This is a genomic window from Marvinbryantia formatexigens DSM 14469 (assembly GCF_025148285.1).
Lineage (GTDB): Bacteria > Bacillota > Clostridia > Lachnospirales > Lachnospiraceae > Marvinbryantia > Marvinbryantia formatexigens.
This window is the reverse complement of sequence record NZ_CP102268.1, coordinates 4,230,592-4,253,567: the sequence shown is the minus strand read 5'-3', so window position 1 is coordinate 4,253,567 and position 22,976 is coordinate 4,230,592. Positions and strand designations below refer to the sequence as shown.

20 protein-coding genes are annotated in these 22,976 nt (G+C 51.0%); 17 read left to right on the top strand and 3 right to left on the bottom strand.

Annotated features, from left to right (window positions below):
• Window positions 1-31 precede the first annotated feature (31 nt).
• Window positions 32-1,327: a histidinol dehydrogenase gene (hisD, locus tag NQ534_RS19920; protein WP_006864367.1), complete on the top strand. Its 1,296-nt coding sequence runs from the start codon at window positions 32-34 to the stop codon at window positions 1,325-1,327.
• Between the two features lie 160 nt (window positions 1,328-1,487).
• Here the strand turns inward: hisD and NQ534_RS19915 are convergent, their stop codons facing one another.
• Window positions 1,488-2,540 carry a DUF6612 family protein gene (locus NQ534_RS19915; RefSeq protein WP_006864366.1) on the bottom strand — a complete coding sequence of 351 codons (1,053 nt, stop codon included), beginning with the start codon at window positions 2,538-2,540 and terminating at the stop codon, window positions 1,488-1,490.
• A gap of 297 nt (window positions 2,541-2,837) precedes the next feature.
• Between NQ534_RS19915 and hisB the strand changes: the two genes are divergently transcribed.
• From hisB to NQ534_RS21935, 7 genes are all read left to right on the top strand, one after another.
• The gene (gene hisB, locus NQ534_RS19910) at window positions 2,838-3,428 is read left to right on the top strand and encodes an imidazoleglycerol-phosphate dehydratase HisB (protein WP_006864365.1); all 591 of its coding nucleotides are present in this window, start codon (window positions 2,838-2,840) and stop codon (window positions 3,426-3,428) included.
• Between the two features lie 21 nt (window positions 3,429-3,449).
• Window positions 3,450-4,733 (top strand): bifunctional phosphoribosyl-AMP cyclohydrolase/phosphoribosyl-ATP diphosphatase HisIE, encoded by a 1,284-nt coding sequence (gene hisIE / locus NQ534_RS19905; RefSeq protein ID WP_006864364.1) that lies wholly within the window; start codon window positions 3,450-3,452, stop codon window positions 4,731-4,733.
• A gap of 198 nt (window positions 4,734-4,931) precedes the next feature.
• Complete coding sequence (locus NQ534_RS19900) at window positions 4,932-6,362, top strand: MATE family efflux transporter (RefSeq protein WP_006864363.1); 1,431 nt, start codon at window positions 4,932-4,934, stop codon at window positions 6,360-6,362.
• A 65-nt stretch (window positions 6,363-6,427) separates the two neighbouring features.
• Complete coding sequence (locus NQ534_RS21470; protein ID WP_006864362.1) at window positions 6,428-6,700, top strand: cytidylate kinase-like family protein; 273 nt, start codon at window positions 6,428-6,430, stop codon at window positions 6,698-6,700.
• Window positions 6,648-6,869: a cytidylate kinase family protein gene (locus NQ534_RS21465; RefSeq protein WP_322790979.1), complete on the top strand. Its 222-nt coding sequence runs from the start codon at window positions 6,648-6,650 to the stop codon at window positions 6,867-6,869. The genes NQ534_RS21470 and NQ534_RS21465 overlap by 53 nt, the downstream gene beginning before the upstream one ends.
• Window positions 6,870-7,055: 186 nt before the next feature.
• Window positions 7,056-8,300, top strand: coding sequence for a HipA domain-containing protein (locus tag NQ534_RS19890; RefSeq protein ID WP_242655424.1), 1,245 nt, complete (start codon window positions 7,056-7,058; stop codon window positions 8,298-8,300).
• Window positions 8,301-8,460: 160 nt separating this feature from the next.
• The gene (locus tag NQ534_RS21935) at window positions 8,461-10,896 is read left to right on the top strand and encodes a glycogen synthase (RefSeq protein ID WP_006864358.1); all 2,436 of its coding nucleotides are present in this window, start codon (window positions 8,461-8,463) and stop codon (window positions 10,894-10,896) included.
• 180 nt (window positions 10,897-11,076) lie between these two features.
• Here the strand turns inward: NQ534_RS21935 and NQ534_RS19880 are convergent, their stop codons facing one another.
• Window positions 11,077-11,628 (bottom strand): Uma2 family endonuclease, encoded by a 552-nt coding sequence (locus NQ534_RS19880; RefSeq protein ID WP_006864356.1) that lies wholly within the window; start codon window positions 11,626-11,628, stop codon window positions 11,077-11,079.
• Window positions 11,629-11,945: 317 nt separating this feature from the next.
• Here NQ534_RS19880 and NQ534_RS19875 point away from each other — a divergent pair, with 317 nt between their 5' ends.
• From NQ534_RS19875 to NQ534_RS19835, 9 genes are all read left to right on the top strand, one after another.
• Window positions 11,946-12,812, top strand: coding sequence for a DUF3737 family protein (locus tag NQ534_RS19875; RefSeq protein WP_006864354.1), 867 nt, complete (start codon window positions 11,946-11,948; stop codon window positions 12,810-12,812).
• A 29-nt stretch (window positions 12,813-12,841) separates the two neighbouring features.
• Window positions 12,842-14,050, top strand: a complete 1,209-nt coding sequence (locus NQ534_RS19870; RefSeq protein WP_006864353.1) for a MalY/PatB family protein — start codon at window positions 12,842-12,844, stop codon at window positions 14,048-14,050.
• Between the two features lie 311 nt (window positions 14,051-14,361).
• Window positions 14,362-15,033 (top strand): response regulator transcription factor, encoded by a 672-nt coding sequence (locus tag NQ534_RS19865; protein ID WP_006864351.1) that lies wholly within the window; start codon window positions 14,362-14,364, stop codon window positions 15,031-15,033.
• A complete protein-coding gene (locus tag NQ534_RS19860) occupies window positions 15,030-16,136 on the top strand; it encodes a sensor histidine kinase (protein WP_006864350.1) in 1,107 nt (368 codons plus the stop codon). Before NQ534_RS19865 ends, NQ534_RS19860 begins: the two co-directional genes overlap by 4 nt.
• Complete coding sequence (locus tag NQ534_RS19855; protein ID WP_006864349.1) at window positions 16,136-16,669, top strand: hypothetical protein; 534 nt, start codon at window positions 16,136-16,138, stop codon at window positions 16,667-16,669. The genes NQ534_RS19860 and NQ534_RS19855 overlap by 1 nt, the downstream gene beginning before the upstream one ends.
• A gap of 146 nt (window positions 16,670-16,815) precedes the next feature.
• Entirely contained in the window at window positions 16,816-17,184 is a 369-nt protein-coding gene (locus tag NQ534_RS19850; RefSeq protein ID WP_006864348.1) for a hypothetical protein, read from the top strand.
• Between the two features lie 195 nt (window positions 17,185-17,379).
• The gene (locus NQ534_RS19845) at window positions 17,380-19,245 is read left to right on the top strand and encodes a TIGR03960 family B12-binding radical SAM protein (protein ID WP_040785382.1); all 1,866 of its coding nucleotides are present in this window, start codon (window positions 17,380-17,382) and stop codon (window positions 19,243-19,245) included.
• Window positions 19,229-19,936: a TIGR03936 family radical SAM-associated protein gene (locus NQ534_RS19840; RefSeq protein WP_040785371.1), complete on the top strand. Its 708-nt coding sequence runs from the start codon at window positions 19,229-19,231 to the stop codon at window positions 19,934-19,936. The genes NQ534_RS19845 and NQ534_RS19840 overlap by 17 nt, the downstream gene beginning before the upstream one ends.
• A complete protein-coding gene (locus NQ534_RS19835) occupies window positions 19,926-21,152 on the top strand; it encodes a ribonuclease E/G (protein WP_006864345.1) in 1,227 nt (408 codons plus the stop codon). The genes NQ534_RS19840 and NQ534_RS19835 overlap by 11 nt, the downstream gene beginning before the upstream one ends.
• Here NQ534_RS19835 and NQ534_RS19830 read toward each other — a convergent pair.
• A complete protein-coding gene (locus tag NQ534_RS19830; RefSeq protein WP_006864344.1) occupies window positions 21,058-22,965 on the bottom strand; it encodes a heavy metal translocating P-type ATPase in 1,908 nt (635 codons plus the stop codon). The two genes, NQ534_RS19835 and NQ534_RS19830, sit on opposite strands and share 95 nt — an antisense overlap.
• Window positions 22,966-22,976: the final 11 nt, after the last annotated feature.

Sequence of the window (22,976 nt, the reverse complement as noted above, 5' to 3'; positions counted from 1 at the left end):
GCAGGAAAATTTTGCAGAAGAGGTGAATCAGATGAGAATCGTTACTTTGACAGAAGAGAGCAGGCAGAATCTTCTGGATAATTTATTAAAGCGCAGCCCGCAGAATTACGGGGAATACGAGGGGCGCGTTGCCGCGATCGTGGAAAATGTCCGCACGCGCGGGGATGAGGCGGTTTTTGCCTATACAAAACAGTTTGACGGCGCAGAAGTCACGGCGGAAAACATCCGGGTGACGGAGGAGGAGATTGCGCAGGCGTACCGGGAGGTGGACGGCCAGCTCCTGGCGGTCATCCGCAAAGCACTGGTAAATATCCGCGCTTATCACGAAAAGCAGAAGCGCTATAGCTGGTTTGACAGCAGACCGGATGGCACCATGCTCGGACAGAAGATTTCTGCGCTGGCGCGCGTCGGCGTGTATGTACCGGGCGGAAAGGCGGCGTATCCGTCCTCCGTGCTGATGAATATTGTTCCGGCAAAGGTGGCGGGTGTCGGGGAAATCATTATGACGACGCCCTGTAATGCAGAAGGGAAGGTCAATCCGACAACACTGGTCGCTGCGAAGGAAGCCGGTGCGGACGCGGTATACAAGGTGGGCGGCGCCCAGGCGATTGCGGCGCTCGCTTTCGGAACGGCGTCCATCCCGAAGGTGGACAAGATCGTGGGACCGGGCAACATCTATGTGGCGCTCGCCAAAAAAGCGGTATACGGCTTTGTAAACATTGATTCTATCGCGGGACCGAGCGAGATTCTTGTGCTTGCCGATGAGAGCGCCAATCCGCGCTATGTGGCGGCAGATCTGCTCTCGCAGGCAGAGCATGACGAAATGGCGTCCGCCATTCTGATTACGACCAGCCGCGCGCTGGCCGAAAAGGTCTCCCAGGAGGTGGAGCAGTTTGTCGCAAAGCTCTCCCGGAAGGAGATTATTCAGAAATCGCTCGATAATTTCGGCTACATTCTGGTGGCGGACGATCTGGAAGCGGCGATCGCGGCGGCAAACGAGATTGCTTCCGAGCATCTGGAAATTATGACGGAAAATCCCTTTGAGGTGATGACGAAGATCCGCAATGCCGGGGCAATCTTTATCGGACCATACAGCAGCGAGCCGCTGGGCGATTATTTTGCCGGTCCGAATCATGTGCTGCCGACCAATGGAACGGCAAGATTTTTCTCTCCGCTGAGTGTGGATGATTTCATCAAAAAATCCAGCATTGTCTACTATTCGCGGGAGGCGCTGGAAGAGATTCATGAGGATATTGAGACCTTTGCAAAAGCGGAGCAGCTCACGGCGCACGCCAATTCCATCCATGTGCGCTTTGAGGAGGAATAACCGGGACAGACGGCAGGACAGGGCGCAAAAACAGAAATCAGACATAACGGACAAAAAAGGGCTGCCGCGATTGTGCGGCAGCCGCTATTTGTAACAATTCTGTGAATCTTTCCTGTTACCGGTATTCTGCAGCAGCAGGAACGTATCATGTGATTCCGGCTTAGGCTTCTGTTTCTGATTCTGCCTCAGCGGTATCCTCCGCCGCATCCTCAGACGCTGCTTCGCTGGAGTCCTCTATTGCCTCGTCCAGTACATCCTGCAGCTCTTCTGACGGGTCCGTGATTTCGGTGGCAAGCGCGTCCGCCGGAACAGTGATTTCCGTTACATCATCATAGGTGTATGCGGCATCAATGGATAAATCGTTCAGAATCAGTCTGCACTGCATGTCGGAGGAATCGGTTTCGCCGTCCGTGGTCATGCTCTCCGCCATTATGGAGGTAATCAGTCCGTCAAAGATGGACAGGTCAGAGTTGTTGAAGTCCATGTGCATGGTAACCGGCAGGCTGGATTCCTTGTCGAGAGTGTAGGAAAGATTCATTCCCAGGCTGTCCATCAGAGCTTCCACGATGCTGTCCATGCTCTCTCCGGCGCTTTCCAGAGAAGCCTCAACCAGCGGCATAAACTGGCTGAACATAAGAGCAGTGGACAGGGTATAGCTGTCGCTGTTTTCCGTTACATCCCAGTCAAGCTCCACGCCGTCCGGCAGGACATCCTGCATATCCAGCGTCTTCAGGTCATCGAGGCTGCTCACGCCAAAGGTATCCAGAATCTCCGTAAGAGAGGTCTGCTGATGCTCCCAGCCGCTGTCGTCGCCGCCCACGACTGCTTTTGCGTAGGTGTCCACCGTGCTTCCGTCCTCGGAGACGAGCATGTACATATCCATGTCCATAGCAATGGTCTGTCCCATAACGGAAACATTGTAGGTGCCGGTCATTTCCATCTGCATCGGGTCGAGGATGGTTTTCACATCAAAATCACCGGTCATCGCGATGCCGAGAGAGGAGGCTGCGGCGCCGTCCGAAGAAATCTCCATTGCGGCGTCCATATTCATGCTCATGCCAAGTGACATGGAGGACACGTTTGCAACTGCTTCCTGCTCCGCCTCCATCAGAGATTCTGCGGTTACGTCCGCAGACGCATCTTCCGCATATGCGCCGAATGGTACGCTGCATACGCTGAATGCCAATACAGTTGCGAGTAATTTTTTCTTCATAATATTCTCCTTTCGAATACGTTCTCTTTCTCTTGCAGTATAGCACAGGGAGGTCAAATTGTATAGATTGCTTTGAAAAATTAAGGTATTTTTAAAAATCGAGGAGGATTTGTCTGTAATGGAAGTGCGTTTCAGTCCCAGGCGGTAAGTTGTCTGAGGCTGGAGGTTACCGGGAACGTAGTGAACAACAGCTGGGACTGCCAACTGAGCGGACCATAACGCGGATAGCGTTTGACAAGGGGATTGTTTGTGATTATAATGTCCCTATAGAAACAGGAAATACGGGAGGATGAGCCTATGCCGGACAGAATAGCAGCAGTGCAGAGGGAAACAAAGGAGACAAGTATCAGACTGACGTTAAATATTGACGGGAGCGGAGCGTGCAGCGTGGAATCCGGGATTCCTTTTTTTGACCACATGCTGGACGGCTTTGCCCGGCACGGTCTGTTTGATCTGAACGCGAAAATCCGCGGCGATGTGGAGGTGGATTCCCACCATACCATTGAGGATACCGGTATCGTGCTCGGCGAAGCGATAAAAAAAGCAGTCGGCGACAAGGAGGGCATCCGCAGGTTCGGTCACGCCATTCTGCCGATGGATGACGCGCTGGTGCTCTGCGCGGTGGACCTTTCCGGCAGGCCGTATCTGGAATCGGACCTCACCTTTACCGCGGAAAAAATCGGCGATATGGATACGGAAATGGTGCGGGAATTCTTTTACGCGGTTTCCTATTCCGCCGGGATGAATCTGCATTTTAAGCAGTTTTCCGGGATAAACAATCACCACATCGCGGAATGCGCCTTTAAGGCGTTTGCGAAGGCGCTCGACATGGCGACCACGACGGACGACCGGATTGCCGGCGTGTTATCAACAAAAGGAACCTTGTAGAAAGTACACGGGGGAAGGAATATGAAGAACAAGAAATTATATACACATATTTTTCTGAAAAATGAGAAGGCGGTCACCGGGCTGAAAAACAGTCATCTGTTTTCTGACGGGGACGCCGTGCAGATCGCGGAATTTTATGAAAAAAACGGAGCAGACGGTCTGATTATTTTTGATTTATCGGACAGCGATGCGGAGCATGAGGCGAATCTGGATGTTATCCGCAGAATCAGCCGGGCGGTGGAGATTCCGCTGATCGGCGGCGGTCATATGAACCGCGTGGAGGATGTGAAAAAGATGCTTTATGCGGGCTGCTCCTGCGCGTTTCTGAATATGTCGAAGCAGGGCAACGCCGACATGCTGGAGGAGGTGTCCAAACGCTTCGGAAAAGAGAAAATCGGCGTCTGCATCAATGATTTTTCGGCGCTTACCAAAAGCAATGAGCATCTGGAAAAATTTGCGTCCGTCGCGCTGCTGTTCGGCGACAACCGTCACATTTACGAGGCGGTGAACAATATTTCCCTGCGCGCTATCCCGGTGTTTTCCGAGCTGCAGCCGGAGCGCATCTGCGCGCTGCTGAAGCTGGATAAGGTGGTGGGCGTATCAACGCGTGTTACACCGGAAATGGATTTTCCATCCCTGCGCAAAAGCATGATGGAGATGGGCGTCTGCGTGCAGTCGCTGGAGAGTGCGTTTTCCTGGAGCGACCTGAAGCCGAATGCGGACGGACTGGTGCCGGTGATCGTCCAGGATTACCAGACAAAGCAGGTGCTGATGCTTGCCTATATGAATGAGGAGGCGTTTCATCAGACGCTGATGACCGGGCGGATGACGTATTTCAGCAGAAGCCGCCAGCAGCTCTGGCTGAAGGGGGAGACCTCCGGGCACTATCAGTTTGTAAGACAGATTTCACTGGACTGCGATAATGACACGCTGCTCGCGAAGGTACAGCAGGTGGGCGCGGCGTGCCATACGGGAAACAAAAGCTGCTTCTACCGGGATGTGGTTGCGCAGCAGTCGTCGTACCGCAGCACGGAGACGGTGCTGGAGGATGTCATGAATGTGATACAGGACCGGAAGCAGAACCCGAAGGAGGGCTCCTACACCAATTATCTGTTTGACAAGGGCATCGACAAGATTCTGAAAAAGCTGGGGGAAGAGGCGACGGAGATCATCATCGCCGCAAAGAATCCGAACCCGGAGGAAATCAAGTACGAGATCAGCGACTTTCTGTATCATATGATGGTACTGATGGCGGAGCGCGGGGTGAGCTGGGAGGACATTGCGGAAGAGCTGTCCCACCGGTGAAAATTTTCGTTTGACAAACCGGAACAAAAAAGCTAAAATAATAATAACGAGTAGCGTAACTGCGTAAATCCAGTTATTCTGCCCGTTATTTTTTTGCAGTGTGTGGCCTGGGCAGGCGTAAATCCAGCTCAATGCCGCACATTTTTTATCTTACGGACCCTTTCTGTAAGATGCGACATCAGTAGTAAGGAGGACATCATGGAACAAAAATCAAACACTTTTCTTGAAACAGAAAAAATCGGGAAGCTGATGCGGAAGTATTCCATTCCCTGCATCATTTCCCTGCTGGTTGCCGCGCTGTATAACATCGTGGACCAGATTTTTATTGCAAATGCCGATTATCTTGGCTCTTATGGAAATGCGGCGAACACGGTTGTATTTCCGCTGACAGTGGTAGCGCTTGCCATAGCGGTGATGATTGGCGACGGCTGCTGCGCCTTCGTCAGCATCAGTCTTGGCGCAGACAGAAAAAAAGATGCTCACCAGAGTATCGGCAACGCCATCATTCTCTGCATTGCCGCCAGCATTCTGCTGACAGCGGTTTATCTGATTGCGATGGAGCCGATTCTGACATTTTTCGGCGGAAAAGTAAACGAGCAGACTTATGTGAACGCAAGAGAATATTTCTTCTGGATTTCCCTCGGCGTGCCGTTTTACATGTTCGGGCAGGCGTTAAATCCGATTATCCGTTCTGACGGAAGCCCGAAATTTGCAATGGTTGCCACCGTATCGGGCGCGATTACCAATATCATCCTGGACCCGGTTCTGATTTTCCCGCTGCGCATGGGTATGAAGGGCGCAGCTATCGCAACTGTTGCCGGTCAGATACTGACGGCGGCGCTTTCCGTCTGGTATCTGTTTCATATGAAAGCGGTAAAGCTGGAGAAGAGCAGCTTTACTCTGAACGGCACTTTGATACGGAAATTCCTGGTGCTCGGCATCACCAGCTTTCTCTCTCAGGCATCGCTGGTGGTGTCTATGGCGGCAGTCCAGAATATGTGTACGAAATACGGAGCGCTGGACCCTGTCTTTTCGCAGGCGGAATATGCGCAGATTCCTCTGGCGGTGCTGGGCATTGTCATGAAATTTTTCCAGATTGCCATTTCCGTCGCGGTCGGCATGGCGGCGGGCTGCATTCCGGTGGTCGGCTACAATATCGGCGCGAAGCGGAAGGACCGCGCGAAGCAATTATTCGTTTATCTGCTGGCGGGCGAGGTTATTCTCGGTGTGATTGCGCTGCTGATCGTGGAGCTGTTTCCGAAGCAGCTTATCGGCATCTTCGGTGCGGCGAATGAGAGCGCTTACTATACGGATTTCGCCGTGAAGAGCTTCCGTATTTACCTGTGCATGATGCCGCTGGCAACGCTGAACAAGGGTACCTTTATCTACCTGCAGGCGCTTGGAAAAGCGGTGCAGTCCACGCTGATCTCACTGACGAGAGAGATTATTCTCGGCGTGGCGCTGCCGGTTATTCTGCCAATATTCTTCGGGCTGGACGGACTTTTGTATTCCTTCCCGGCGGCTGATATTCTGACCTTCCTCGTGGCTCTTGTGGTAATCCGTCAGACCTGGCGGGAGCTGAGCAGCGATACGCAGCAGGCCGGAAAGCTGAAGGAAGCGAACGGATAAGCAGGCGCAAAAAACAGATGGAGGCTTATTTGCCGGGCAATTTATCATATAAAGGAGGGTACAACATGAGCAGCAAAATTATTACCATCAGCCGTGAATTTGGCAGCGGCGGACGCACCATTGGAAAGGAGACGGCGCAGAAGCTGGGCATTCCCTGCTACGACTCAGAGATTATCGAACGGATTGCGTTGGAGACGGGGTTTGACGCGGAGTACATTAAGGAGCAGGGCGAGCCTGCTGCCTGTTTTTATTCACGCGGATATGGCGTTCCGTGCAAAGCGTATCGTGGAGGTATACGGGGAGCGCGAGGAGACGCCCGAAAAGCGTCTGAAGGATAAAGATGAGCGCAGAAAGGCATATTACCAGCACTATACCGACATGGAGTGGGGAAATGCCTCCCACTATCATATCGCGCTGGACAGCGGGGCGCTCGGAATGGAGACCTGCGTAAATATCATCACAGGCGTTTATAACGGCATTGCCGGTTTCACATCGGCGACAAAATAAACGCAAAAAAAGAAGAAGGCGGAGCACTTTCAGTGGTGTTTCGCTTTCTTTTTTTGATAGAAACGCCCATTGACGAAAGGGGCTAATTGGGGGCATAATGTACCGTGAAGCATCAATGGTCGGAGAACGGAGCTTTCCGCTCCCGCCAGAGGGAGAAAAACGGAAATACGAAATGAGGTGACATGGTTGAAATGCACACTGATGCATAAACGCCTTGCCGTAGCGGAAGTCGAACTGGATGACGCTACGGGATTTATACAAAAGATTGGAACCGTTTACGCGCCGGAGCATCTGCCTGTAGGAATCCCGGTACGTAAGGAAATGGCAGACCGGGTGGCCATGAATGCCTGGTGGACGGATCGTTCCATTCCAGCCAGCCGGTCCGGTGTGCGGGAAGCTCTGGAAACACTGGAGATTACCAGCACGAAGATGCTGCTTGTCCATTGTTATGGACTCAGTTTGTCCGATCAGTATTGGATCTGCCCGGCGGATGCGAAGCTCACATGGGATGATATTAACTTTTTTTATCATGATTTCTCCGAGGATATCGGAGATATCCTGTTTGGCGAGGGAAAAAAGGCGGACGGTCTGAACTTAAGCTCTCCGGACAATACCTCGGATGGCAACCTGAAAAAAAGATGGAAGATCATAAACGGGAAACGCTGCCTCATCAAAGGCGGCTCCAACCCATTCCGCCAGCAGCCCTTTAACGAGGTGATCGCATCGGGAATTATGGAGCGGCTTGGTATCCCCCATGTACCTTATACGGTAACCTGGAATAAGGGCGCTCCTTATTCAGTATGCGAGGATTTCGTGGATGAGAACACGGAACTTATCCCGGCCTGGCGCATTATCCAGAGCAGAAAGCGCAGCAACAACACCTCCGTATATCAGCATTTCGTAGACTGCTGCAAGAACCTCGGCATCCCTGATGTAGTCCCTTTCCTTGACCGGATGCTTGTGCTGGATTATATTATTGCCAATGAGGATCGCCATCTGAACAACTTTGGCGTCCTTCGGAATGCAGAAACCCTGGAATGGATCGGGATGGCTCCCATTTATGACAGCGGATCATCCCTGGGCTATGATAAAATCCCGGCCCAGATAAAATTGGAACAAGAGGTGATCTGCAAGCCTTTCAAAAAGCATCATGCGGAGCAGATCCGGCTGGTAACCTCTTTTGACTGGATCGACTTTGGCCGGCTTTCCGATATAGGTGAGCTGATTACGGAAGTTTTGTCAGCAGAGGGTGCAAGGGATTATATGGATGATTACCGGATTCAGATAATCGTCCAGTCAGTGCAGCGGCGAATCAGAAATCTGGCACATCTTGCCCAGACGCACAGCCCAGCGCCGCTCATGTCTACTGAGGACGATGTAGAGGAAGATGTTGCTGAGGACTATACTACGAAGATACAAAACAGAAGTTAGCTGGATAACCTGCACATGAAATGAGGGAAAATACTTTTTTAAAAATTCTTTTTTTTGATTCTGCTATTTGCCTTTGCATAGTATTTATGATACAATTATTTATGACTTGTAATATTGAATACTGAAATTAAGAATAGATAGATTATTTTGGAGGTGCTATATGGCAAGAAAGAAAGCAGAAACGGTGAACAGCAAGGAAGCTCCGGCAGAGAGTATCGCGGCGGAAGCGGCAAAAGCTGAACCGGTGAAGAAAGCAAAAGAGGAGCCGGTGAAAGCGGCAGAAGAAGTAAAAGAAGTAAAGGCAAAAGAAGTAAAGGCAGAAGAACCGAAGGCGGAGCCGGCTAAGGAAGAAAAACCGAAAGCGAAAACAACAAGAGCTGCAAAGACAGCGAAAACAGAAAAAGCAGCGCCGGTAAAGGCGGAGGAAGTAAAGACAGAACCGGTGAAAGCCGAAGAGCCAAAGGCAAAGCCGGCAAAAGCAGAGGCAGTAAAGGCAGAACCGGCGAAAGCAGAAGAGCCAAAAGCGGAATCGGTGAAAGCAGAAGAAGCAAAAGCGGAACCGGCGAAAACCGAAGAAGCAAAAGTGGAACCGGCAAAAGCAGAAGAGCCAAAGGCAGAACCGGCAAAAGCAGAGAAGCCGAAAGCAAAAACAACAAGAACGACAAAAGCAACGAAAACAGCAAAGGCAGTAAAAGAAGAAAAAGCGGCGGAGCCGGAGAAAAAGACAGGTAAGACGGAGGCTGCGAAGAGCGAAGCAGCAAAAGAGGAGCCGGTAAAGGAAGAAAAGCCGAAGGCTAAGGCGACAAAAACCACCAGAACAAGAAAGTCGAAGGCAGCGCCTGCTGCGGAAGAGGTAAAGGCAAAAGCACCTGCTGCGGAAGAAACGAAGGCTGAGAAACCGGCTGCAGCGCCTGTTGCAGAAGAAGCAAAGGCAGAAACGCCTGTGGTTGAAGAAGCAAAAACAGAAGCACCTGCTATGGAAGAGGCAAAAACAGAAGCACCTGCTGTGGAAGAAGTAAAAGCAGAGACACCGGTTGTGGAAGAGGCAAAAACAGAAGCGCCTGCTGCAGAGGAAGTAAAAGCAGAAGAACCGGTTGCAGAAGAGGTAAAGGCTGAGGAGCCGACCTACGAGGTATACACCACGCCGCGCAGAAGTATTGCGTTCATCGGCTCGGAGTGCTATCCGTTTGTAAAGACGGGCGGTCTGGGCGACGTAATGTACGCACTGCCCAAGGCACTTGTAAAGCAGAACTGCGATGTCAAGGTAATCCTTCCGCGCTACAAATGTATCCCGTGGAAGTATCAGGAGAAGATGGTTTATCGCGGCTCCTTTGAAATGGATCTGTGCGCAGACGGCAGGTCGTTCTATGTGGGCATCATGGAATATGTCTGGGACGGCGTGGTATATGATTTCATCGATAACGAGGAATTTTTCAGCAGCGGAAATCCGTACACGAACCTGGTTGACGACATCCCGAAATACTGCTTCTTTGCAAAGGCGGCGCTGGCGGCGCTCAATTACATGGACTGGATACCGAACATCATCCACTGTCACGACTGGCAGGCAGCTCTGGTACCGGTATATTTAAGAACACTGTTTGAGACCTCGAAGCTGGCTTCCGCAAAGACCATCCTCACCATTCACAATCTGCGCTTCCAGGGCGTTTACAACATCCCGACGATCCGCTACTGGTCCGGTCTGCCGGATTATGTGTTCAATAAGGATGCGCTCAAGGAGGGCTACCAGGATGCAAACATGATGAAAGGCGGTCTGACCTACTCCAACATCATCACGACCGTAAGCAACACCTATGCCTGGGAGATCCAGACGCCGTACTACGGGGAAAACCTGGATGCACATTTAAGATATCATTCCGGAAAGCTGAGAGGCATTGTCAACGGTATCGACTACGATATCTGGAATACAGCGACCGACGACAGACTGTATGTAAATTATGACATCACAAACGTGCTGGAGAAGAAAAAAGAGAACAAGCGCAGGCTGCAGGAAGAGCTGGGTCTGGTGCAGGATGACCATAAATTCGTCATCGGTCTGATTTCCAGACTGACGAACCAGAAGGGACTTGACCTGATCAATGCGATCATCCCGCAGATCATGGATGAGCACACGCAGATCGTTGTTCTGGGAACCGGCGACGCCATGTACGAGGATTCCTTCCGCTACTACGAAAATGCGTATAAGGGAAATGTCTGCTCGAATATCATGTACGATGAGACGAGAGCGCACAGGATTTACGCGGGCGCGGACGCATTCCTGGTACCGTCCCAGTTTGAGCCGTGCGGTCTGACACAGCTTATCGCCATGCATTATGGCACAGTGCCGATCGTGCGCGAGACGGGCGGTCTGAAGGATACCGTAGAGCCGTACAATATGTACACAAATACCGGAAACGGCTTTACCTTCGATAACTACGACGCCGGTCTGCTGCTGGATGCGATCAACCGCGCGAAGACACTGTACTTCACAAACCGCTGGTGCTGGGATGAGATGGTTCAGAGAGATATGGACAAAAACTTCTCCTGGGATAATTCCGCGAAGCAGTACAAGGATCTGTATCTGGAATTAACCTGGTAGAGCAAAGGAGCCGCAGGCTTCTCCTGAAACGGAGAAACGCCGGGCTTTGTCAGAATAACTATAATCGGCAGAGATGGGAACTACCTGTCTCTGCCTGTTTTTTTGCGCCGTCGGGCGCACAAAAACACCTGCATTTCCGACACACAGGAAATGCAGGTGTTTGAAAAGCAGAATGTTATGTTATAAATCCAGACTGGCAAAGTCAATATAAAAATCATCGTAGATATTAACCCTGATTTGTTCCTGGAAGGTGTGAGCTTCCGCTTTGAAATGTGCCTGCTCCAGATAGTATACAAATATACTTTCCCTGACAGGATCAACGATCCAATATTCACGGACACCGGCATTTGCATAAAGATTCAGTTTTAGAACATAATCATGACTTGAATTACTGGGAGAAACGATTTCAATAATCCAGTCGGGCGCGCCGGTGCATCCGCGGTCTGTAAGTTTGCTGCGGTCGCAAATAACACTTATATCCGGCTCCACTATGGTTTGCCTGTCCTCTCTCAGCCGGACAGCGAACGGGGCGGGATATACCCGGCAGGGTCCACCTTTTAATTTAAGATAATCCCGGATAGTTCCGGCAAGCTCCATAAGTATCGTCTGGTGGATTCTGGAAGGGGCGGCCTGGTTATATATCAGGTTCCCGTCAATGAGTTCTGCCCGGACATTTTCCGGCAGGTTGTAATAATCAGCTTCTGTATAAATTTGAGTCTGAGGTAATGACATTGTATCACATCCTTTCCTGGATAATGTATGGGAAAAACAGCGTGCTGTTCTGATAAATTAACTATAACTTATCCGGCGGCGGGACGCAAGAGGCAGTTACTTTCTTTTTTCATTCTCTTTTTTTTTGCCATGCATACGACGAAAACGTCCGATGGACGTTTTTTAATTATGCTGAGGATTGCAGAACTATGAATTATGCTTAGTAAGCATTAACCGGTATTTTACATAAGTATTGGATATATGAAGAGACATGATTTATAATCAGATCATAGGAAAGACAGTTGCAAACATAGAAACGAAGAGGAGACGGTAAGACGATGAATGCAGAAAAAAACAAAGAGATCCGGCAGCAGAGACTGACAGGAGAAAGAGCCTTATTCGGCGGACAGAATCTTAAAATATACGATACTATTTTTGCGGATGGAGAATCTCCGCTTAAGGAGAGCCGGGATATTGAGCTTTATGGGAGTATGTTCCAGTGGAAATATCCTTTGTGGTATGCGAAGAACATTTATGTAAAAGATTGTTCCTGGCTGGAAATGGGGAGAGCAGGCGTCTGGTATACGGAGGATATTACTGTGGGAAATTCTCTGATCGAGGCGCCGAAGAATTTCCGCCGGTGCCGCCGTGTGAAGCTTTCCCATGTAGATCTGCCGAATGCGTCGGAGACGCTCTGGAACTGCGATGGAGTGGAAATGGAGGATGTGATGGCTAAGGGCGATTATTTTGCCATGAACAGCCGGAACATGGTAATCCGGAATTTCCGTCTGACAGGTAACTATTCTTTTGACGGTGCAGAAAATGTGGAAATCCACAATGCAAGGCTGTTGTCCAAAGACGCCTTTTGGAACAGCGAAAATGTGACCGTGTATGATTCTTATATCTGCGGTGAATACCTGGGATGGAACGCAAAGAATCTGACGCTCATCAACTGTACCATTGAAAGCCTGCAGGGGATGTGTTACATCGACAATCTGGTGATGAAAAACTGCCGCCTGTTAAATACTACGCTTGCCTTCGAGTATTCCACGGTAGACGCGGAGATCGTGGGCGGAATCGAAAGTGTTTTAAATCCCGCAGCAGGAACGATTCGGGCAGATTACATTGGCGAGCTGACGCTGGAGAAGGATAAGGTAGATGTAAGTAAAACAAGAATCGTTTGTGATACGATTTGTAATGGATAGAATGGAATCATATAAGGAGATGTTCAGAAATGAAGTATGACTTTGATGAAATAATCGACAGAAAAAACAGCAATTCCATGAAATGGGATGTGAAGGATGGAGAGCTTCCCATGTGGGTGGCGGACATGGATTTTCAGACTGCCCCGGAAATCAGAAAAGCGATTACAGAGCGGGCAGAGCATGGCGTTTTCGGATATTCTGTCATACCGGATGAGTGGTATCAGGCATACCAGGACTGGTGGAGTAAGCGCCATCATTTTCAAATCAGGAAAGAGTGGCTGATGTTTGTGACCGGCGTGGTGCCTGCTATTTCAAGCGCAGTGAGAAAGCTGACAACGCCGGGCGAAAAGATTCTTGTGCAGACGCCGGTTTACAATATCTTTTTCAATTCGATTGTCAATAATGGAAGAACCGTACTGGAAAGCCCTCTGAGGTATAAAGACGGGGCATATGAGATTGATTTTGAAAGGCTGGAAAAGGATCTGGCAGACCCGCAGACCACCATGATGATTCTCTGCAATCCGCATAATCCGGTGGGAAAAATCTGGAGCAGAGAAACCCTTGCAAGAATCGGCGGACTGTGCAGGAAGCATCATGTAATCGTTCTTTCTGATGAAATCCACTGTGACCTGACTGCGCCGGGAAAGGAATATGTTCCGTTTGCATCAGCTTCAGAGGACTGCCGGGAAATCAGTATTACCTGTATCGCGCCCACAAAAGCATTTAACCTGGCAGGGCTTCAGACGGCGGCAGTTTTTGTCCCAAATGAGGGATTGCGAAATAAAATGTACCGTGCAGTCAATACAGACGAGGTGGCAGAGCCAAATGCGTTTGCGGTGCAGGCGGCGGTGGCGGCATTTACAAAAGGCGCCCCGTGGCTGGATGCGCTGAGAGAATATCTGGAAGAAAATAAACAGTATGCGAAAGCCTTCCTAGAAGAACAAATCGGGGAAATAAAGCCGGTCGCGTCAGAAGCAACATACCTTATGTGGCTGGATTGCAGGGAACTTTCCGGAGATGCCACAGAGTTTGCAAGGTATCTGCGGGACACCACAGGGCTTTATGTATCGGAAGGTAGGCAATACGGGAAAAGCGGAGCAAACTTTTTGAGGTTGAATGTCGCCTGCCCGAAAGAAGTGCTTACAGATGGATTACAGAGGCTAAAGAAAGGGGGAGCGGCTTATAAAAAAGCAGTTGCGGTTGTTCCCGCAGTCGCATCAATTTCTGGATGCCGCTAAAATCTAAAAATTAATAATTCTGAAACATTTCTCAAACAAAACATGAACAAAGGCAGGGTATAGTAGCGGCAAAGAATCGGTAGATTTTCTTTTATGTGAGGTGTAAAATGGATTTACAGAAGATTTTTAGATCCATCAAAAAACTGTGTTTTTTGCCGCCAATCCCTACCCTGCTGATTGCAGTTCCATCCTTTTTGCTTTTGATATAGGTATTTGCAGACCTTTCTGTGCCACAGGCTGGGATGCTCATCCGGACAACGGTACAGATAGGCGATATAAAAACTGGAATAAAAAACGGGAGGTAAGAGAACGTGGTAAAGATTCTTGTAGTGGAAGATGACGTAAAATTAAACCAGACGGTATGTACATACTTAAGCGACAGCGGTTTTCAGGTAAAAGGATGTCTGCGGGCAAGAGAAGCTTATGACGAAATGTATAATAATCTGTATGACCTGATTATTTCTGATATTATGATGCCGGAAATTGACGGGTTTGAATTTGCGGAGACGGTCCGGAGGGTAAACCGCCATATTCCGATCCTGTTTATGTCTGCGAAGGACGACCTGCCTTCCAAACAGAAAGGGTTCCAGATTGGAATCGATGATTACATGGTAAAGCCATTGGAGCTGGATGAGCTTCTCCTGCGTGTACGGGCGCTTCTTCGCAGGGCGAATATTGAAACAAGGCGGAAGCTGGAGGTGGGAAATCTGGAGCTGGACGGAGACGCGATGACGGCAGCTGCGGGCGGGGAAGAAATTCCCGTGACGACCAGGGAATTTAACATTCTTTATAAACTGCTTTCTTACCCAAACAAAACATTTTCAAGGGCGCAGCTTATGGATGAGTTCTGGGGCGTGGACAGCGATACCAGCCTGCGGGCGGTGGACGTGTATATTACAAAGCTCCGGGACAAATTCTCCGGCTGCAACGGGTTTGAGATTAAAACAGTCCGTGGACTGGGATATAAGGCGGTGCTGAAATGACAGGGACAGGGGATAGAAGAAAAAGCGTGGAAAAAGTCCGTCAGTCCCGTTTCCCGGTATCTCTTTTTGCAGTGCTTTTTGTGATACTGCTTCTGATGTCCGGGGTGCATATGGGGCTGGTTGTTCTGGGAGAGGAAGAAAATTTCAGCTGGTGGCTGCAGATACTCATACCATTAGTTTACTGGGCGCTGGTGGCAGGCGGCGTGACACGCTATACCCGTTACCGGATGGAAAAGGCTTACGAAGTCCCGATGCAGACACTGGCGAAAGCTACCAGTCTTGTGGCCAACGGAGATTTTTCCGTCTACGTACCGACCATGAACACGCCGGACAAATGGGATTACCTGGACGTCATGATTATGGATTTCAATAAGATGGTAGAAGAATTGGGAAGCATGGAGACGATGAAAACAGACTTTTTTTCCGATGTGTCCCATGAATTCAAGACGCCGCTCTCTGTGATCTACACCAATGCACAGCTTCTGGAAAAAGAAGAGCTGCCAAAAGAAACCCGGAGGGAATGTACCCGGAACATTCTGCGCTCTTCTGAGCGGCTTGGAAATCTGATCACGAATATGCTGAAGCTGAATAAGCTGGAAAAGCAGGTCATCCAGCCGGTATCCCAAAGCTATGATCTGTGCAGGCAGCTCAGTGACTGTGCGCTGCAGTTTGAGAATCAATGGGAGGAAAAAAACATTGAATTTGAGGCGGAGCTGGAAGAACGGGTAACGATCATGGCGGACGAAGGGCTGCTGGAACTGGTATGGACGAATCTTTTATCGAATGCGGTAAAGTTTACGCCATCTGGAGGAACAATCACGCTTTCACAGGTTTCTGATGGGGAGAATGTCACGGTTTCCGTGGCAGATACCGGATGCGGCATGGATGAAGAGACGGTAAAGCATGTGTTTGACAAGTTTTATCAGGGAGATGCTTCCCATTCCACACAGGGGAATGGTCTGGGGCTTGCACTGGTAAAACGAATCCTGCAGTTGTCGGACGGAAGCATTACTGTGGAAAGCACCGCGGGGAAAGGGTCGGTATTTACGGTAACCCTTCCGCTGATTCCTGCGGACAGCAGAATGGAAACGGAGGAAAGATAATGCGGGAAAAGAAAGAATATATCGGTTATGAATATAAAGAGGTTACGGTTCCCAGAGAGCAGGCATCCATGTATGCAGACTGCTATGAGAACTTTGGATGGGAGATGGAGGAAACAGTGCAGCCTTCGGAAAACATCCGCCCCGTCTCTCACAACGTCACGCTCCGCATGAAGCGGAACCGTAAGATTGTAAATAAGATGGAACTGACGAGGCTGCAGAGAAATTTTGAAGCCTGTACTCATGAAATCGAAGTGATGGAAGAGGCGAAAACCCGGATGCCTACAGTATGGGCGCTGGTAACAGGAATCATCGGTACGGCGTTCATGGCGGGTTCCACCTTTGCGGTCGTCCATACACCGCCGATTATCTGGCTGTGTGTCCTTCTTGCCATACCGGCATTTATCGGATGGATTCTTCCCTATTTTCTGTACCGGCGGCTGGTGGAAAAGAAAAAAGAGAAATATGAGCCGATGATTGAAGAAAAACTGGAGGAGATCTACCAGATCTGTGAAAAGGGTCACGCCCTTTTATAAAGAAATTGTGCGGGAGCTGTTCATTTGGAACGGCTCTTTTTTTAACAATTAATATAATTCAAACAATTCTCAAACACAGTATAAATAAAACAATCATATAATCCTTACATAAAAAATAATCAATATCAAACAGGAGGATTTGAGTAATGAAAAAAAGCAGTTTTGTAGCAACGATTTTGGGAACGATCAGCGTTATTTTCTTCGCACTGGGAATGTGCATGGCACTGATTGAAGAATGGAACGCCTTTAAACCGGGGATTGTTGTAGGATGCGTCGGGCTGGTTTTTGCGCTGATCACCGTTTTTGTCTGGAGAAAAATGGAGCATATGGCGCCGATCAAAATCACAGGAAAAGCGGTGCTGACAGCAGTAATCGGCATAGTGGGAGCGCTTGCTTTAGGTGTTGGAATGTGCTTCTGCATGGTGTGGAACAACATGATTCCGGGAGTTATTATCGGGCTTGTGGGTATTGTGATTTTACTGTGCCTGATTCCGTTATGTAAGGGATTAAAATAATGACGTTGTCCTTCAGAGCAGCCGCTCTGGGGGATATTTTTTATTCCGGAAAAAGATTTGCTTGAATTCCTTCCCCTAAAAGCTTACAATATGATGAGTTGATGTGCGATACAGGAACCTGTTGTGCTGCTCTTTACAACATCAGGTTCCTGTGTCTCATGTCATAAACAGAACGTAATGAATGAAAGGAGCTTTATGCGGAAACTAGCTTTGCGTGATGAAATATTACTGAAAATTGAGAAACCGGCGCGCTATATCGGCAACGAGGTAAACGCGGTGATGAAGGACAGGGAAAAGGTGGATGTCCGTTTCTGTATGTGCTTTCCCGACGTCTACGAGATCGGGATGTCACACCTTGGCATCCAGATTCTCTACGACATGTTCAACCGCCGGGAGGATGTCTGGTGCGAGCGCGTATATTCCCCGTGGACGGACCTTGATGAAATTATGCGGAAACAGCATATCCCGCTGTTCGCGCTGGAATCGCAGGATTCGGTAAAGGAGTTTGATTTCCTCGGTATTACCATCCAGTATGAGATGTGTTATACCAATATCCTGCAGGTTCTGGAGCTGAGCCAGATTCCGCTGCTGGCGGCGGAGCGCGGGGAGGACTGCCCGGTTGTAATCGGCGGCGGACCCTGCACCTACAATCCGGAGCCGCTGGCGGACTTTTTTGATATGTTCTATATCGGCGAGGGAGAGACAGTGTACGACGAGCTGATTAATCTTTATAAGGAATACCGCGCCGCCGGAAAGAGCCGCCGGGAATTTCTGGTTGCCGCGGCTTCGCTGCCGGGTATTTACGTGCCGTCCCTCTACGATGTCACCTATAAGGAGGACGGAACCATTGCTTCGTTTGCGCCGAACACACCGGGTGTGCCGGAGACGGTGGAAAAGCAGATTGTCATGGATCTTTCAGAATCGGTGTATCCGCAGGCGCCGGTGGTTCCCTTTATCAAGGCGACGCAGGACCGCGTGGTGCTGGAGATCCAGCGCGGCTGTATCCGCGGCTGCCGTTTCTGCCAGGCGGGAATGCTCTACCGGCCGACCAGAGAGCGCGACGTGGAAATGCTCAAAAAAACAGCGGAGGCGATGCTGAAAAATACCGGTCATGAGGAGATCTCATTAAGTTCCTTAAGCTCCAGCGATTATTCCCAGCTGGAGGAGCTTGTCACCTATCTGATCGACGAGTGCCGTCAGCGCGGCATCAATATTTCTCTGCCTTCTCTGCGCATCGACGCCTTTTCGCTCGACGTTATGAGCAAGGTGCAGGACGTGCGCAAGAGCAGTCTCACCTTTGCGCCGGAGGCAGGCTCCCAGCGTCTGCGCGACGTTATCAACAAGGGGCTGACGGAGGAGGTCATCCTGAACGGCGCCGGACAGGCGTTCGAGGGCGGCTGGAACAAGGTCAAGCTGTATTTCATGCTCGGACTGCCGACCGAGACGGAGGAGGACCGCAAGGCAATCGCCCATCTGGCTGAGAAGATTGCCGAGCGCTACTACGAGGTTCCGAAGGAAAAGCGCAACGGAAAATGCCAGATTACGGTCAGCACGTCCTTTTTCGTGCCAAAGCCGTTTACGCCGTTCCAGTGGGCGCCGATGTACACCAGGGACGCTTTCCTTGGCAGCGCCCGCACTGTCAATCACGAGATGAAGGAACAGAAAAATTACAGAAGTATCCGCTACAACTGGCACGAGGCGGACGTTACGGTGCTGGAAGGTCTCCTGGCGCGCGGCGACCGCCGGGTGGGTGCGGTTATCCTGGACGCCTACAAAAACGGCGCGCTCTACGACGCCTGGACGGAGACCTTTCACAGGGAATACTGGGAGCAGGCATATGAGCATACCGGCGTCGATCCGGCCTTTTATACGGTGCGCGAGCGCGATACGGAAGAGATTCTGCCGTGGGATTTCATCAATATCGGCGTGAGCAAGGCGTTTTTAAAGCGCGAGTGGCAGCGCGCGCACGAGGAAAAGGTGACGGAAAACTGCCGCAGCAAATGTGCCGGATGCGGAGCAGCATGTTATGGAGGAGGTGTCTGTTTTGAAGATAAGAATTAAATTTTCCAAACACGGCGCGATGAAATTCATCGGGCATCTTGATATGATGCGCTTCTTCCAGAAGGTTCTGCGCCGGGCGGAAATCGATATCGCCTTTACCGAAGGCTTCAGCCCGCACATGGTGATGTCCTTTGCATTGCCGCTCGGCGTGGGGATGACCAGCGACAGCGAGTATGTGGATATTGAAATTAAAACGCCCGTTTCCTCGCAGGAAGCACTGCGGCGCTTAAATGCTGTGATGGTGGAGGGCGTTCACGTGACGAGCTTCCGCCGGATAGAGGAGGGAAAGGCTTCTAAGGCGATGTCTCTCGTGGCGGCGGCGGATTTTACAGTAGCTTTCCGCGAGGGCTGCGAGCCGCCGCAGGGATGGCAGGCGTCCTGGGAGGCGTTCCTTGCCCAGGAGCAGATTATCGTCTGCAAAAAAACGAAGAAACGTGAGAAGGAAGAGGATATCCGCCCGATGATTTACCGCGGCGAATGCCGGGACGGGAAAATCTGTATGCAGCTTGCGGCGGGGAGCGCGGCAAACTTAAAACCGGAGCTGGTGCTGCAGGCGTTTGCCGGATTTATCGGATGGGAGATGCCGGAGTTTGCGCTGCTGGTGAACCGCGACGAGCTGTACGCCGATACCGGGGAAGAGGAACATACCTTTGTTCCTCTGGAGAATCTGGGAGAAGACATTGAAGAATAAGCTGATTATCACGAGATTATGGGACGGGATAGCCACTGCGCTGTACCTGGACGGCAGGGCAGCGGAGCTCTCCTTTGACAGGGAGACAGAGACGCCGCTTCCCGGCAACATATATATTGGCAAGGTGAAAAATGTCGTCAAAAATATCCAGGCGGCGTTTGTGGAGATAGAAGACGGGATTTCCTGCTATCTGCCGCTTTCTGAAAAGGCGGAGCCTTATTTTACAAATAAAACAAATTCCCCGCGTCTGGTGGCGGGGGATGAGCTGCTGGTACAGATTGCGCGCGAGGGCGTGAAAACGAAAGCGCCGACGGTAACGGCGAATATTTCCTTTCCGGGAAAATATCTGGTGCTGACCTCCGGAAAAACGCAGACGGGCATTTCCGCGAAGCTTGCAAAGGCAGAGCGGGAACGGCTGCAGCAGATTGCCGGGAGACTTCCGGAGGGGAATTTTGGCTGGATTCTGCGCACAAATGCAGCAGAAGCAGAAGAGGAGGAAATCCTCCGGGAGGCAGAAACGCTGGCAAAGCGTTTTGAAGATATCTGCCGGACGGCGAGGTATCGTACCTGCAAAAGCTGCCTTTACCGCAGTCCTGCCGCCTGGCTGGCGCATCTGAAGGATATCCGCCAGACGGAATGTGAGGAGATTCTGACCGACGACCAGGGGCTTTACGACCGGCTGCAGGCATATCTTGCGGAAAACCTTCCGGCGGATGCCGAGAAGCTGTCCTTTTATGAGGACCGCCTGCTGCCGCTTTATAAGCTGTATTCTCTGGAAGGGGCGTTTGAGGAAGCCCTTCGCGAGCGCGTCTGGCTGAAATCCGGCGCTTATCTTGTCATCCAGCCAACGGAGGCGCTGACGGCAATCGATGTGAACACCGGGAAATGCGAGCGCGGAAAAAAAGCCTCCGAGACCTTCCGGAAGATAAATCTGGAGGCGGCGCGCGAGGCGGCGCGCCAGATACGGCTGCGCAACCTCTCCGGCATCATTCTGATTGATTTTATCAATATGGACAGCAAAGAGGAGGAGCAGCGTCTGCTCGCCGCACTGGATGCGGAGCTGCAGAAGGACCCGGTAAAGGCGTATGCCGTCGATATCACGCCGCTCGGTCTTGCCGAGGTTACGAGGAAACGCGTGCAGAAGCCGCTTGCGGAGAAAATGCGGCAATCAGTACCACAAGGCAGGAACCCGCATTGTGCACAAGAGCCCCGGTAGTCGGCGTCAGCACCTGCATAAGCGACAGGATAATCGCGGCAAAGTTGATGCACATGGACAGCGTGATGCAGAATTTAATCGTCCGGACAGTCACGTCGGACAGCCGTTTCAGATAAGGAATTCTGGCGAGATTATCGCTCATAAGAGCGATATCCGCCGCTTCCACCGCAATATCACTTCCCATACTTCCCATCGCCACGCTTACATCCGCCGCTTTCAGCGCCGGCGCATCGTTGACGCCGTCCCCGATCATGCAGACCGTATAACCGGTACTCTGCAAGTTTTCAATATTCTGCACCTTTTCTTCCGGCAGAAGCTCCGGGCAGACACTGGTAATGCCGGTCTGTTCTGCAAAATATCCGGCGGCCTGTTTACTGTCGCCGGTCAGCAGCACGCTGCGGATGTGCATAGCCGACAGACAGTAAACCATGTCCTCTGCCTCCGGGCGCAGCACGTCGGAAAGCCCGATAACGCCGATACATTTCTGATTTTCCGCCACAAGAACAGAGGCTTTTCCCTGGGCACGCAGCCGCTGCAGTGCGGGCTGTATGCCATCATCCACTGGAACGCCGTTTTTCGCAAGAAATTTTTCATTGCCGCAAAGCAGTCTGCGGTCATGAATCCGGGCAAAAATGCCCCTGCCGGTAGTCATCCGGAAATCGGACGGTTCTGTCAGCGGCACGTTTTTCTCTCTGGCACAGGTCACAATCGCCTTTCCCAGCGGATGCTCGCTTCTGGATTCGGCGGAAGCGGCAAGAAAGAGCAGCTCTGCTTCGCCGACTTTCTCATCGAAGGACAGGATATCGCTGACGTTAAGACGCCCATACGTCAGGGTTCCGGTCTTATCGAAGGCGATGGTATCCACCTTTCCCATTTTTTCCAGAGCCTCGCCGGATTTGATGATAACGCCGTGCCGGGTCGCCTGTCCGATTGCCGCCATGACAGCGGTCGGCGTCGCCAGCACAAGGGCGCAGGGACAGAATACGACCAGAACCGTTACCGCGGTAATGATATTTCCGGTGAACACATAGGACAGAACCGCGATAAGCAGGGCGACAGGCACCAGATAGCTGGCGGCTTTATCGGCAAGCCGCTGCGTGGGCGCCTGTTTGTTCTCCGCATCCTGCACCATGCGTATCAGCTTCTGCAGAGAGCTGTCTTCGCCTGCTTTTGTCACTGAAATATCAACGGAGCCAAAGCAGTTGATGGTGCCGCAGAAGACTTCTTCGCCGGCGCTCTTGTCGACCGGCAGGGATTCCCCCGTCATAACGGACTGGTCGACCGACGTTTCGCCGCGCAGGATGATTCCGTCGGCCGGGACTGTCTCGCCGGGCAGGATGCGCAGGATATCTCCCGGCTGTATTTTCTCTGCCGGTATCATTTCTTCCTTTCCGTCCTTCAGCCTGCGTCCCTTTGCCGGAGCGAGACTAAGCAGATTTTTCAGTCCTTTTTTTGCCCGTCTGGTGGTCGCCTCCTCCAGGAGCGCGCCGACCGCCATGATGAATACGACCTCACCCGCCGCGAACAGATCCCCGATGGCGATAGCGGCAAACATGGCGATACAAATCAGAAGAGCGGAAGATATTTTGCGGATGCCGGGATTGTGAATGATCCGCCATACGGCGAGATACAAAAGCGGGATACCGCAGATGACAACCGTTACCCAGGCAGGGTCAAACGGCAGAAAGGACGGATGCGCGTTCCCTCCGCCGGAGGGGTTTGCCAGATGCGGAACCAGGTCCATCAGCAAAAATATGCCGGCGATAATCGTCATAGGCAGTCCCGCCAGAAAATCATTTATCTTTTTTATCATTTGATATCCTT

Coding starts and splice junctions, on each gene's coding strand:
- NQ534_RS19850 (WP_006864348.1), top strand. CDS start 16,816: ATGAAAAAAAGCAGTTTTGTAGCAACGATTTTGGGAACGATCAGCGTT.
- NQ534_RS19880 (WP_006864356.1), bottom strand. CDS start 11,628: ATGTCATTACCTCAGACTCAAATTTATACAGAAGCTGATTATTACAAC.
- hisIE (WP_006864364.1), top strand. CDS start 3,450: ATGAAGAACAAGAAATTATATACACATATTTTTCTGAAAAATGAGAAG.
- NQ534_RS19915 (WP_006864366.1), bottom strand. CDS start 2,540: ATGAAGAAAAAATTACTCGCAACTGTATTGGCATTCAGCGTATGCAGC.
- hisD (WP_006864367.1), top strand. CDS start 32: ATGAGAATCGTTACTTTGACAGAAGAGAGCAGGCAGAATCTTCTGGAT.
- NQ534_RS19855 (WP_006864349.1), top strand. CDS start 16,136: ATGCGGGAAAAGAAAGAATATATCGGTTATGAATATAAAGAGGTTACG.
- NQ534_RS19830 (WP_006864344.1), bottom strand. CDS start 22,965: ATGATAAAAAAGATAAATGATTTTCTGGCGGGACTGCCTATGACGATT.
- NQ534_RS19875 (WP_006864354.1), top strand. CDS start 11,946: ATGAATGCAGAAAAAAACAAAGAGATCCGGCAGCAGAGACTGACAGGA.
- hisB (WP_006864365.1), top strand. CDS start 2,838: ATGCCGGACAGAATAGCAGCAGTGCAGAGGGAAACAAAGGAGACAAGT.
- NQ534_RS21935 (WP_006864358.1), top strand. CDS start 8,461: ATGGCAAGAAAGAAAGCAGAAACGGTGAACAGCAAGGAAGCTCCGGCA.
- NQ534_RS21470 (WP_006864362.1), top strand. CDS start 6,428: ATGAGCAGCAAAATTATTACCATCAGCCGTGAATTTGGCAGCGGCGGA.
- NQ534_RS19845 (WP_040785382.1), top strand. CDS start 17,380: ATGCGGAAACTAGCTTTGCGTGATGAAATATTACTGAAAATTGAGAAA.
- NQ534_RS19900 (WP_006864363.1), top strand. CDS start 4,932: ATGGAACAAAAATCAAACACTTTTCTTGAAACAGAAAAAATCGGGAAG.
- NQ534_RS19870 (WP_006864353.1), top strand. CDS start 12,842: ATGAAGTATGACTTTGATGAAATAATCGACAGAAAAAACAGCAATTCC.
- NQ534_RS19860 (WP_006864350.1), top strand. CDS start 15,030: ATGACAGGGACAGGGGATAGAAGAAAAAGCGTGGAAAAAGTCCGTCAG.